Origin of the sequence: Methanothermobacter sp. (assembly GCA_030055615.1) — an archaeon.
GTDB lineage: Archaea > Methanobacteriota > Methanobacteria > Methanobacteriales > DSM-23052 > Methanothermobacter_A.
The window spans coordinates 38,101-50,875 of record JASFYN010000001.1 but is presented as its reverse complement, the minus strand read 5'-3'; the positions used below and the strand labels follow the sequence as shown (position 1 = coordinate 50,875).

Sequence of the window (12,775 nt, the reverse complement as noted above, 5' to 3'; positions counted from 1 at the left end):
CCTATTAGCGAAGACCAACTAAGAGGATTATAATTAACCCTGCAAGTATCATAGTAGCGAATATTACCCCTATTCTTTTTCCAAAACTTTTTGTACCAACTAACAAGGCTATTCCAAGTTTTACAAGGGTATTGGAGATGCTTGCGAGTGTTATTGTAGTTATCGCAGTATATGGTGATATCACATTATTCTTGGATAAAATGGCCATGCTTACTGTGATGGCGTCAACATCGGCAACACCTGATATCAAACCTGCCAAATAGACTCCCACATTTCCTATGTAGATATTAGCAGCCTTTGCCGTGAAAAGTATTACCATAAAGAAGGCCCCAAAAATAAATGCCGGTTTTAGTGAGAATGGGTTTTTCAATTTCACCTCAGATTTCACATTTTCATCTGGAGTTCTAAGCAAACCTAAACCAAGGGCTATTCCGATAATACCCATAGTAAGAAGTGGTAATGAAAGGAATGTTAACAGTCCCGGATTTATAACCATGACCTCGAATAATATCCTGAAAAACATCATAGAACTTGCAACAACAGATGCGAACACAGCAGCTTTCATGACACCCTCTGATTCTTTTACGCGTCCAGCCATAGCCGTTACAACAGCCGTGCTGGATACCAAGCCCCCAATAATCCCTGTAATACTAAGACCCTTCTCTGGGCCTATTATCTTCATGGCAATATACCCTGCATAGCTTATACCTGAAATAAAAACAACCATTAACCATATCTGATACGGATTAAAAACATTAAAAGGACCCATATAAGTGTTGGGAAGTAATGGTAGTATCACAAATGCAACTACTAGAAATTTTAGGGTGTCTATCATCTCCCTTTCACTTATGCGCCTGGCGAATAAATGTAAATACTTTTTAAGGGCGAGTAATACTGTTATGATAATCGCAACTATAGGTGCAAGCTTGTAACCATCACCCCATGCACAAATGGCGCCAAGTACGAATGTCAAAAGCGCCGCAACTTCACTTGTAATTCCAATATCACCATCATCCTTCGTACTCATAATATAACTCACAACTATAAGAGCAACAAGTCCTATGAATGCCACAAGCAAAAAATATGAAAAAATTTCTGAAACATAAACTGATAATGTCCCCAGAAGAGCCATTAACATGAAAGTCCTTATACCTGCAAATTCAGAATTTTTTCTACGTCTTTCCCTCTCAATACCAATAAGGGCGCCTATGCCAAGGGATATAAGGATCCTTAAAATCAAAGACTCCATACAATAATATAACTTCAACATCCTATATATCTATAAATCCATAATAATCCCATAATTTGTTATCATCAGGTGGGTTTTTCATGAGAAGTGACGAGATTAAAAAAGGATTTGAAAGAGCCCCTCACCGTTCATTATTAAGGGCTTGCGGATTAACAGATGAAGATTTCAAAAAACCTTTCATTGGGATAGCGAACAGTTACACTAACATAGTGCCAGGACACCTCCACCTTAAAAGTTTAGCAGAAGCTGTAAAAGCAGGTGTGAACCAAGCAGGTGGCATACCATTTGAGTTCCATACCATGGCAATATGTGATGGTATAGCAATGAACCACGAAGGAATGCGCTATTCCCTCGCCTCAAGAGAGATAATAGCAGATACCGTTGAAAGCATGATCCAGGCACACTGCCTAGATGGTCTAATACTTCTTTCATCTTGTGACAAGATAGTCCCTGGTATGTTAATGGCCGCAGCCAGACTCAACATTCCAAGCATAGTTGTTACAGGAGGGCCCATGCTCCCAGGAGAATGTCAAGGAAAGAATGTCGACCTTATAAACGTATATGAGAGTGTGGGCGCCCTTAAAGAGGGTAGAATAAATCCCAAGGACCTTGAAGAGTTGGAGAAGTGTGCTTGTCCGGGGCCTGGATCATGTGCTGGTCTATTCACTGCAAATAGTATGGCTTGTCTTACCGAGGCCATCGGCATGAGCCTTCCTGGCTGTGCCACAGCCCATGCAGTAGAGTCCAAAAAATTACAGATTGCACGCCTTTCAGGTGCCAGGATTGTTGAAATGGTGAAGGAGGATCTTCGCCCAGCAGATATAATGACCCAAGAGGCCTTTGAAAATGCAATTGCTGTGGATGTTGCGCTTGGAGGTTCAACAAATACTACACTTCATCTGCCCGCAATCGCAGCCGAACTTGATAATGTTGATGTAAACTTGGATCTATTCGATGAATTAAGCAAGAAAATACCTCATATAGCTGCAATATCCCCTGCAAGTGAAAATCATATGATAGACCTTGAAAGAGCTGGAGGCATACCGGCCGTGCTGAAAGTCTTAGAAGAGAGGATAAACTTAAATGTGATTACATGCACTGGTAAAACTTTGAAAGAAAATATAAAAAATGCAAAGGTGAAAGATCCGAATATTATCAGGCCATTAGATGATCCCATCCACAGACAGGGTGGTATAGCTGTCCTTAAGGGTAATCTAGCCCCTAGGGGGTCGGTGGTTAAACAAGCAGCTGTCAAAGATGATATGTTAACTTATAGTGGAACTGCGAAAGTATTTGACAGTGAAGAAGAATGCGTCGAGGCAATTTTTGATGGTGAAATAGAAGAAGGATGCGTTATAGTTATAAGATATGAGGGGCCTAAAGGCGGTCCTGGTATGAGAGAGATGCTCAATCCAACCTCAGCCATAGTAGGGATGGGTCTTGAAAAAGTGGCCCTCATAACAGATGGAAGATTTTCAGGAGGCACCAGAGGACCGTGCATAGGACATATATCACCAGAGGCTGCTGAAGGCGGTCCAATCGCCGCCCTAAAGGATGGGGATATAATAGAGATAAACATTCCCAAAAGAAGGCTAGATGTTAAACTTTCAAATGATGAAATAGAAAAAAGACTTGCCCAAGTCGAACCACCAACCCGTAAGGTTAAAGGGTGGCTTAGGAGATACCAGAAACTTGCAACCTCAGCTGATAAAGGAGCTATATTAAGAGGTTAAGGAGGAGTGTGAAAAATTGAAAGATCATCTAGAGCTATTAACATACATTGTAATATTATTGGTGGCAGTGATACTTTCACAGCATATGAACGTGGTTGTTTCAGGTAGCATGGAGCCTGTATTTTATCGTGGAGACATTGTTATAGTCCAAAAAAGCGACTTTCTCGGAATCCAAGAATTCAATCCTCTGGATGTTAAAAAGGGTGATATCATAATATATAATGCTAATTGGTTCCCCGAGCCGGTTATACACAGGATTATAGATATAAAGGAGGATGAGAATGGAGTATATTATATAACTAAGGGTGATAACAATCCTGTTCCAGACCCTGAAAAAGTAAGACCATCACAGGTAACAGCCCGTGTAATCAAAATAGACAATCACCTTCTTATAATACCTAAGATAGGATACATAACCCTGTGGATAAAAGGATTATAGAAGGCAGTGGTGAAGCAATGATAAAAACGGTGGAAGATCTAGCAAGAAAATCGCTAAAAAAAGCCCTTTCAGCTCTCAATTATCCCATAGTTGATATAAAATTTGAAGAACCCCCCAGTCCAGAACTGGGGGATCTCGCGACAACAATATCTTTCGAAATTGCAAGTAAATTAAAAAAGAATCCTGTTGAAATCAGCAAAACTATAATAGAGATGGTGAAGTTACCCAAATTCTTTAAAAAAGTAGAAGCAAAGGGTCCGTATATAAACTTTTTTATAGATTATCAGAGTTTTTCAAGGGAACTGTTAGATTCCATAGATGAAGATTACGGTAGATTATCCAAGAAAAGTGAAAAAGTCATTTTAGAACACACCTCTGCTAATCCCAACGGGCCCCTACATATCGGACATGTAAGAAATGCCATTATAGGCGATTCTCTTGCAAGGATACTTAAATTTGCAGGTTATAATGTTGAAACCCATTATTACGTGAATGATATGGGTAGACAAATAGCCATGATAGTATGGGGCCTTCTTAACCTCCAAAAAAAATTAAAGGATTATCCCGGAGACAAATGGGATCATAAAATCGGCAGATTATATTTTGAAGTCAACCAGTACCTTGAAAAAAATCCAAAATTAAAGGATGAAATTGATAAGCTCATAAGATCTTATGAGAATGGAGAACTAGAAAACATGTTCCAAGAGGTTGTTGAAAAGTGCCTAAAGGGTATAAAAGAGACCCTCAAAGAACTCCATATTAAACATGACAAATTTATCTGGGAAAGCAAATTTGTAAGGGATGGATCAGTCAAAAATGTTCTTGAGAAACTGAAAAAGACCCATTACATCCGAGAAGATGATGTGCTATATCTCGACTTGGAAGATTTCGGCATTGATAAAGAGCTTATATTAACCCGCTCAGATGGTACCTCACTTTACTCTACCCGAGACCTCGCATACCACTTGTACAAGTCAGATAACTGCGACATAGTTATTGACGTCCTCGGATCCGACCATAAGTTAGCTGTTAGACAAATAGAGGCGACTATGGAATTACTCGGCGGTAAAAGACCAGAAGTCATATTCTACGAATTCATAACACTCCCAGAAGGTTCAATGTCCACCCGTAAAGGTGTTTTCGTATCAGTAGATGATCTTTTGGATGAAGCCAGGTCCCGGGCTGTCAAAGAGATAAAAAAGAGAAGGAAGGATCTAAAAATAGTTGAAATTGAGGATATCGCTGATAAGATAGGTGTAGGGGCCATAAGATATTATATCGCAAGATTATCCCCAGAGAAACATCTTGTCTTCAAATGGGATGAGGCATTAAATTTTGAAATGGGTTGTGCATCAATCCAATATGCCCATGCAAGAGCATGTAAATTGCTCAAAAAAGCTTTATTCAATAATGATGTTAAAATAGAAAGAGAATGGTCCCCTGATGAAACGGAAAAGGAGGTTATAAGATTGTTAGCTAAATTCCCAAGGGTTGTTGATGAATCCGCAGAAACTAGACGAGTTCATTTAATAGCCCAATACTTGCAAGACCTTGCAAATGCATTTAACAAATTCTACAAGTTTTCACCAGTAATCGGTTCAGAATTTGAAGGAGCGCGTCTAATTATAGTTGATAGAGTCAGAAAAACCATCAAAAACGGGCTCAAACTCCTCGGAATAGAAGCCCCTACTATGATGTGACTACTCTCATCTTATCAGCCAATACATGATAGCCTTCTGAGCATGGAGCCTATTCTCTGCTTGATCCCATACTACTGAATTCGGACCATCAATCACGTCACTTGTCGTCTCCTGACCCCTTTTTGCAGGCAAACAGTGCATGAATATAGCATCGGCCTTTGCATGATCCATTAAATCCTTGTTCACCTGGTATGGTCTAAATGCCTTTAACCGTTCTTGTATCTCATTTTCATGTCCCATACTAACCCATACATCAGTATAGACAACATCAGCTTCTTTCACGGCCTCGTATGGGTCATTGGTTATTTTTATCATGGATTGGCCTTGTGCAATTTCTTCAGCTTTTTTTATTATCCCTTTATTTGGTTCGTAGCCTTTTGGTGATGCAACATGGATGTCCATTCCTAGAATTGCTGATATCAAAATTAAGGAATTGCAAACGTTGTTACCATCACCTATAAATGCTAATTTGCGATTGAAATCCCCTTTATATTCTTTGATGGTCTGCATGTCTGCGAGTGTTTGGCATGGATGCTCGAGATCCGTTAAACCATTAATCACTGGTACTGATGCGTTCTCTGCTAATTCTATAACATCTTTGTGCCTGAATGCCCTTATCATTATGGCATCAACATATCTACTTAGAGTTCTGGCTGTATCTGCTATTGGTTCGCCCCTTCCTAGTTGCAAGTCTTGGGCCGACAAATAGAGTGGTGTTCCCCCCAATTGGCTCATTCCAACTTCAAATGATACTCTTGTCCTCGTTGAAGCTTTCTCGAACACCATGGCCATGTATTTGTCTTTTAATGGTTTTCCTTTTATTAGGCCCTTTTTGAATTTATCTGCAAGGTCTAGTAGGTATTCTACTTTGTCTTTCATGTCACATACTGATATTAGGTGTCTCATTTTTCTTCTCCATTTCTATTTTTTTATCTGTTTGATGTGTTTGATCCTTTTTTGGATGAGTTCTCTTGTTCCGATATCCCTTCGGTGATATACGTCTCCTTTGATGAATTTTGTGGCGTTTTCACATATCTGTTCTGCTGTGTAAATATCTTCTGCTAGTGCCACTAATGCCACGGCCCTCGATGATGTTGTGTATATCCTACCATCCTTTTCATTCACTGAAGCATAATAAATGTCAGCACCTTCACTTTTTATCATTTTTTCATCTATTTTCAATAGTTTTCCAGCTTCTCCCTTGTCAGGGTATCCTCTAGGCACTATATATTTGCAGACTGTTGCTAATTTTTTGAATTTAGCACTTTTTAATCTGGTGTTGATTATGTCTTCGCATATGTCGACCATGTTGGTTTCGAGTAATGGTAGAACGTTCATGGCTTCCGGGTCTCCGAATCGGGCGTTGTATTCTATAATACGTGGTCCATCACGGGTTAACATAAACTGTCCATATAGTATACCCTTGTATGGGCCTGTTTCCTTATCTAATGCATCTATGGTCTTTTCCATTATTTTAACTGCTTCATCATATTCTTTTTTTTCTAGAAATGGTAGTAGTCCGTTTTTATCTGAGTAGGATCCCATGCCTCCTGTTATTGGTCCTTTATCGCCTTCGAATGCATGTGGATGATCTTGGACTGCGGGCATGGGGACTAATTTTTTACCGTCAGAGAATGCTTGCAGAGTGAATTCTTCGCCAGTGACCTTTTCTTCGATAACAACCCTCGGATGGCCTCCGATTTTTTCTTGTATTACTTTTTTAGCATATTTTTTCGCTTCTTCATTGTCTTTTAGGTGTTCTCCCACGATCTTAACACCTTTGCCCCCTGTGAGTCCAACTGGTTTTACCACTGCCTCGCCTTCGAACTCGTCCAAGAATTGGCTAACCTCTTGGTAATCATCAAATACATTGTATTGGAGTGAACCTGGTATTTTGTATTTTTCGAAGAGTATTCTCATAAAGGCTTTGTCTGTCTCTATCTTGGCGGCCTCGGCTGTGGGGCCTACTGTTTCAATGTCGGCGGCGAGTAGCTTATCTACTATGCCCTTTTCTAGTGGGGATTCCGGTCCGATGAATGCTATGTCGATATCTTTTTCGATCGCGAAATTTTTAACCTTTTCAGTGTCTGTTTCATCACCTAATTTGAAATCTTTCACGATACGTGCTATACCAGGATTTTTGTTGCTCATGAAAGAATAAATTTCAGCTTCGCCTTCTAGTGATTTGCATATGGCATGTTCTCGCGCTCCTGTACCCACTACCAAGATCTTCATGGGTTGATCCTCCCTTTAGACAATAAAATTAATTTATTTTTTAGTTATTTATATAAAGTTGCAAGAGTATAAAGCATATATCATTAACAATAATGATAAAAAGATGGTGTACTACAAAGGTGTTCCTATGAATGGAGGACAAGCAATAGTCCAGGCACTTCTAGATGAAGGAGTAGAAACAGTATTCGGATACCCCGGAGGAGCAGTGCTCCCATTATATGATGTACTATATGATTCAGAACTCAAACACATCCTTGTAAGACATGAACAATGTGCAGCCCATGCAGCAGATGGATATGCTAGAGCTTCGGGTAAAGTAGGTGTATGCATGGCCACATCAGGTCCAGGGGCAACAAACCTCGTAACAGGTATCGCAACAGCCTACATGGACTCATCACCAATAATAGCAATAGCAGGACAAGTTGCAACCCAACTTATCGGCAACGATGCATTCCAAGAGGTGGACATGCTTGGCATAACAATGCCCATCACAAAGCACAGCTTCAGACCAAACAACCCAAACGACATACCCCGCATAATAAAATCAAGTTTTAAAATAGCAAGAACAGGAAGACCAGGACCAGTTGTAATAGACCTTCCGAAGGATATACAAGAAGCTGAATTAGATGAATACATAAACAGACCATTCAAATTACCAGGATACAAACCCACATTAAAAGGCCACCCACTACAAATAAAAAGGGCCGTAAATGCCATCATAAACGCTAAAAAACCTGTTATATTAGCCGGTGGTGGTGTCATAATATCTGGCGCTTCAAAAGAACTCAGAAAGTTAGCTAAGATCATAAGGGCCCCGGTAACGACAACACTCCTAGGGAAAGGTTCATTCCCGGAAGACCATCCATACTCGCTTGGCATGTTAGGCATGCATGGCCGAAAAGTCGCAAACCTAACAGTGAACGAATGCGACTGCCTGATAGCAATAGGATGCAGATTCTCAGATCGAACAACCGGAAACATAGCAGAATTCGCACCAAACGCCAAAATAATACACATCGACATAGACCCAGCAGAAATAGGTAAAAACATAGAAGTAGATATACCAATCGTTGGCGACGCCAAAAAAGTCCTCCAGGACATCCTAAAAATATTAGAAAAAAAAGATATAAATTCTGAAAAGAAAGAATGGATCGAAAAAACAATAAAATTCCGAAACAAATGCATGCCAAGAATGTCATTTGATAAAGAAATCCCACTAAAACCTCAACAGGCCATAAAAGAGATAATGGAAACCATAGACGATGATACGATAGTAACAACAGATGTTGGACAAAACCAAATGTGGATGGCCCACTTCTACACTTCAAAAAAGCCTCGAAAATTCATATCATCAGGCGGCCTTGGGACAATGGGTTTCGGATTTCCAGCCGCGATGGGGGCGAAAATGGCCTTACCAGAAGAAGACGTAGTAGCAGTATGCGGCGATGGCGGATTCCTAATGGTATCACAAGACCTCGCAACCCTTAGAGAATATGATATACCTATTACAATTTGTATCATGGATAACAGACGCCTTGGAATGGTGGCACAATGGCAAAGACTATTCTATGATGAGAGAATGTCACACACACACCTAGGTGAAGTGCCAGATTTTGTCAAATTAGCAGAAGCTTACAACATAGACGCAGAAAAAGTGGAAAAACCCGGAGAAGTTAAAGAAGCCCTAAAAAATGCTATAAAATCCGGGGGCCCCACCATCATCGATATCGTGATAGATCCTATGGAGATACTCCCAATGGTACCCCCAGGCCGTGGGCTTACAGAAATAGTAGGTGAATATAAAGTAGAAACAAAGACCATCAAAAAAGAGAAAGTGGAGGGGGAATAATGGAACTTAAAACCCATATAATCAGCACTATTGTCCAACACAAACCAGGAGTATTACAGAGGGTATCAGGGTTATTCACAAGGAGAGGTTTCAACATCGAAAGCATAACTGTGGGAGAATCCGAAACTCCAGGACTCGCCCGCATGACAATTATAGCAAAAGGTGATGACAAACTCCTCGAACAATTAACAAAACAATTAAACAAACTAATCGACGTAATTAAGGTAAGGGATCTCGAACCCACGAACATAGTCCAAAGAGAACTTTGCTTGATAAAAGTCCACGCCCCCGAAGAAAGAGCAAGATCAGAAATAATACAATATGCAAACATCTTTCGCGGAAGGATAATTGATGTGAGCACAGAAACTTTAACAGTAGAAATTACAGGGGACACCAACAAAATAGATGCATTCATAGAACTCATGACAGGCTTCGGCATAAAAGAGTTGGCTAGAACAGGCCCAACAGCAATGTCCCGAGGCCCCAAGACAATATAAATTAGAGGAGGACTAAAATATGAAAATCTATTATGAAGATGACATAAATATGGATGTTATAGCCGATAAAAAAATAGCAGTTATAGGATATGGTAGCCAAGGAAGAGCACAGGCAAGAAACATGGCCGACAGCGGATTAAACGTGATAGTAGGTGTAAGGAGCGGGGGAAATTCATGGAACATGGCTAAGGAAGATGGTATGAATGTTATGACAATAGAAGATGCCTCAAGGGAAGCCGATATCATACATATTCTCATACCTGATGAAATACAGGCAACAGTCTATGAACAGTCCATAGAACCATATCTTACAGAGGGAAACACCATATCATTTTCACATGGATATAACATCCACTACGGGTACATAAAGGCCCCTAAGGGAGTTAACGTTACAATGATAGCACCAAAGGGTCCTGGAGCCATGGTAAGAAGAACATACCTCGAAGGATTCGGAATACCAGGACTAGTGGCAGTTGAAGTCGATGCAACAGGAGAAGCCCTTGACATAGCCCTTGCAATGGGTAAAGCTTGTGGATTTGCGAGAGCAGGAATACTAGAAACAACATTCAAGGAAGAAACCGAAACTGACCTTTTCGGTGAACAAACTGTCCTTTGTGGTGGTGTCACAGAACTTATAAAAACAGCCTTCGAAACTTTGGTAGAGGCCGGTTACCAACCAGAACTCGCATATTTCGAAACATGCCACGAACTAAAATTAATAGTAGACCTTATCTACGAAAAAGGATTCACTGGAATGTGGAAAAACGTCAGCAACACCGCAGAATTCGGAGGTCTCACAAGACGTTCAAGGATAATCACCCCAGAAACAAAAAAAGAAATGGAAAAAGTACTAGAAGAGATTCAAAAAGGCGAATTCGCAAAAGAATGGACACTAGAAAACAAAGCCGGCAGACCGATGCTGAAAAGAATGCGAAAACTTGAAGCAGAATTAAAAATAGAAAAAGTAGGATCCAAATTGCGAAAACTTTGTGGCCTAGAAAAATAAGGTGGAAAAAACATTGGCATTTGTTGGAATGGATCATGGCACCACGGGTATATCCTTCACTATTTTATCGAAGGAAGTCCAACATTTCAAACTAGGACGTGAAGAACTATCAAAGGGTGAAGTCTCTGCAATAGAAGAGCTCTCCAAGAGAATAGATCCCGCAGAAATCAAACTCATGGCGATAACTTATGCCATGGGGGACGCTATAACAACAATCAAACCTTTGGAAAAAGTTGAAAATAGGGGTATAATTTCCATTGGTGGTGCAGGTAAAGTCACAGGGGGTGGAACAGCAGTATATTCAGAGATAGAAAAATCAGGAATACCAACAGTCCTGATCCCTGGGTTGCATCGGAACATTCCCTGTCTAGATGAACGTTTTAAGGCAGCATATTCTCATCATGGAAGCGCTGAAAAGGTCAGCATATCCTATAATGCCCACCTAGAAACCGGCTGGGAAAACTTGATAGTCTCAGATATAAGCTCCAACACAGTAACCATTCTAATCCAAGACGGTATTATAAAAGGTGCCATGGACGCGTGTATAGGTGCAATGGGGATAATACATGGACCATTAGACCTTGAAATGATTAGAACAATCGATGATGGTTATAAGACCGCTAACGAATGCTTTTCACATGCCGGGGCCGTGAAGATAGCAGGTATAGATACAAAAGTCACAAGGGCGAAAGATGAACTCATAAAAAAATATCTTGAAGGCGACTATAAAGCAAGATTAGCTATCGATACAATGGTAATGACTATAAAAATGGAAATATGGGGACTTATAAGCATAGCAGATAAACTAGATGGTATAATACTCACAGGATCCATGGGGGCTATGAAAGAGCCCATAAACTTTTATAATATCCTCAAAAGACAATTAGACTGTCCAATGGAAGTTCGTAGATTACCGCCCACTTCAGGCTCATTAGGCAGCGCCCAAATAGCCAGGGACATCTACCATGGGAAAAAAGAAATCCTCGGAATTGAAGTAGAAAGCCTACCCTAAAAGTGATATAAAGGCTATCTTGGTACCCCTTATAAACCGAATCCCATTATCTGTCTCAAGGACAGTGTTAAGATAATTATCAATGGATATAATCCTACCCTCATGTTCATTATTATCTTTTAAAGTGACAAGCACCCTCTTGTCCTTAAACCTTAAAAATTGCCTGTTAATCTTATCAACCATATAATACCCCTATATTTTTATACCTATGAAATTTTATAAATGATTTGGAAAACCATCAAAAGTCAATAGTTTAAAGCCATCCTTCCATTGATTTAAGATCAGATGTGCAATCAAGGGATAAAGGCGTTAAGGTCGCTACATTCTCCTTTTTAAGCGTATAAACATCCGTCCCCGGGATATCATGGCCTGCTGGCTCTCCATCAATCCAATAATATGGTCTGCCACGAGGGTCGAGCCTCTTTTGCACATGCACATTATACATTCTGTCACCCAATCTTGTGATCTTAATTTCTTCCCTTTTCATGTGCAAGGGTATATTAAGGTTTAAGAAGTCAACACCTTCAGGCAAGCCCTTCTCTAGGATATTTTTAGCTATCCTATAGGTTATTTTTTTAGCAGTGGAAAAATCGATGTCAACATGTCCATCATGGAATTTGATATCACCCCTTTTCACTTGCAACGAAACAGCAAGCGCCGGCACTCCATGCACAGCAGCTTCCATGGCGGCTCCAATAGTCCCGGATGTTGTCAACTCTGATTTCCCAAGGTTTTCACCCATATTTATCCCAGATATTACAAGATCTGGTTTTTCCTCTGCCAATTCAAAAATGCCAATGATAACAGCATCAGTTGGCGTCCCAGAAACAGAATAGGCCATGGTACCATCCCTTAATGTGACATCATTAACCCTGATAGGCTCAAAAAGTGTTAAAGCATGTCCTATCCCACTCTGCTGGGTTGCAGGGGCCACTATTATACATTCTCCAAGGCTTTTCACGGCATCCTTTGCAGCTATTATACCTGAGGAATTCACTCCATCGTCATTTGTTATCAAGATCTTCATTTTAAGTCCTCAAATTACAATGTTTTAT

At 40.2% G+C, this 12,775-nt stretch carries 12 protein-coding genes; 7 read left to right on the top strand and 5 right to left on the bottom strand.

Going from position 1 to position 12,775, the window contains the following annotated elements:
* Positions 1-4: 4 nt before the first annotated feature.
* Positions 5-1,249: an MgtC/SapB family protein gene (locus QFX38_00255; protein MDI9623312.1), complete on the bottom strand. Its 1,245-nt coding sequence runs from the start codon at positions 1,247-1,249 to the stop codon at positions 5-7.
* A gap of 80 nt (positions 1,250-1,329) precedes the next feature.
* Here QFX38_00255 and ilvD point away from each other — a divergent pair, with 80 nt between their 5' ends.
* The 3 genes from ilvD to argS are packed head-to-tail and all read left to right on the top strand — an operon-like array spanning position 1,330 to position 5,121.
* Positions 1,330-2,982, top strand: coding sequence for a dihydroxy-acid dehydratase (gene ilvD, locus QFX38_00250; protein MDI9623311.1), 1,653 nt, complete (start codon positions 1,330-1,332; stop codon positions 2,980-2,982).
* A 16-nt stretch (positions 2,983-2,998) separates the two neighbouring features.
* Positions 2,999-3,421: a signal peptidase I gene (locus QFX38_00245; GenBank protein ID MDI9623310.1), complete on the top strand. Its 423-nt coding sequence runs from the start codon at positions 2,999-3,001 to the stop codon at positions 3,419-3,421.
* A gap of 17 nt (positions 3,422-3,438) precedes the next feature.
* Complete coding sequence (gene argS, locus QFX38_00240) at positions 3,439-5,121, top strand: arginine--tRNA ligase (protein ID MDI9623309.1); 1,683 nt, start codon at positions 3,439-3,441, stop codon at positions 5,119-5,121.
* A gap of 6 nt (positions 5,122-5,127) precedes the next feature.
* Here argS and argF read toward each other — a convergent pair whose 3' ends face one another.
* Together argF and purD are read right to left on the bottom strand one after the other, a co-directional pair.
* Positions 5,128-6,027, bottom strand: coding sequence for an ornithine carbamoyltransferase (gene argF, locus QFX38_00235; GenBank protein MDI9623308.1), 900 nt, complete (start codon positions 6,025-6,027; stop codon positions 5,128-5,130).
* Positions 6,028-6,042: 15 nt separating this feature from the next.
* The gene (gene purD / locus QFX38_00230) at positions 6,043-7,356 is read right to left on the bottom strand and encodes a phosphoribosylamine--glycine ligase (GenBank protein MDI9623307.1); all 1,314 of its coding nucleotides are present in this window, start codon (positions 7,354-7,356) and stop codon (positions 6,043-6,045) included.
* A gap of 127 nt (positions 7,357-7,483) precedes the next feature.
* Here purD and QFX38_00225 point away from each other — a divergent pair, with 127 nt between their 5' ends.
* The 4 genes from QFX38_00225 to QFX38_00210 are packed head-to-tail and all read left to right on the top strand — an operon-like array spanning position 7,484 to position 11,720.
* Complete coding sequence (locus QFX38_00225; protein ID MDI9623306.1) at positions 7,484-9,205, top strand: acetolactate synthase large subunit; 1,722 nt, start codon at positions 7,484-7,486, stop codon at positions 9,203-9,205.
* Positions 9,205-9,702 (top strand): acetolactate synthase small subunit, encoded by a 498-nt coding sequence (gene ilvN, locus QFX38_00220; protein MDI9623305.1) that lies wholly within the window; start codon positions 9,205-9,207, stop codon positions 9,700-9,702. Before QFX38_00225 ends, ilvN begins: the two co-directional genes overlap by 1 nt.
* Before the next feature lie 19 nt (positions 9,703-9,721).
* Positions 9,722-10,708, top strand: coding sequence for a ketol-acid reductoisomerase (gene ilvC, locus QFX38_00215; GenBank protein ID MDI9623304.1), 987 nt, complete (start codon positions 9,722-9,724; stop codon positions 10,706-10,708).
* A gap of 13 nt (positions 10,709-10,721) precedes the next feature.
* Complete coding sequence (locus tag QFX38_00210; GenBank protein MDI9623303.1) at positions 10,722-11,720, top strand: methanogenesis marker 12 protein; 999 nt, start codon at positions 10,722-10,724, stop codon at positions 11,718-11,720.
* On the opposite strand, the gene QFX38_00205 is transcribed toward QFX38_00210, so the two are convergent.
* Together QFX38_00205 and surE are read right to left on the bottom strand one after the other, a co-directional pair.
* Positions 11,712-11,903: an LSM domain-containing protein gene (locus QFX38_00205; protein MDI9623302.1), complete on the bottom strand. Its 192-nt coding sequence runs from the start codon at positions 11,901-11,903 to the stop codon at positions 11,712-11,714. The genes QFX38_00210 and QFX38_00205 overlap by 9 nt on opposite strands.
* A gap of 70 nt (positions 11,904-11,973) precedes the next feature.
* Complete coding sequence (gene surE / locus QFX38_00200) at positions 11,974-12,747, bottom strand: 5'/3'-nucleotidase SurE (protein MDI9623301.1); 774 nt, start codon at positions 12,745-12,747, stop codon at positions 11,974-11,976.
* Positions 12,748-12,775: the final 28 nt, after the last annotated feature.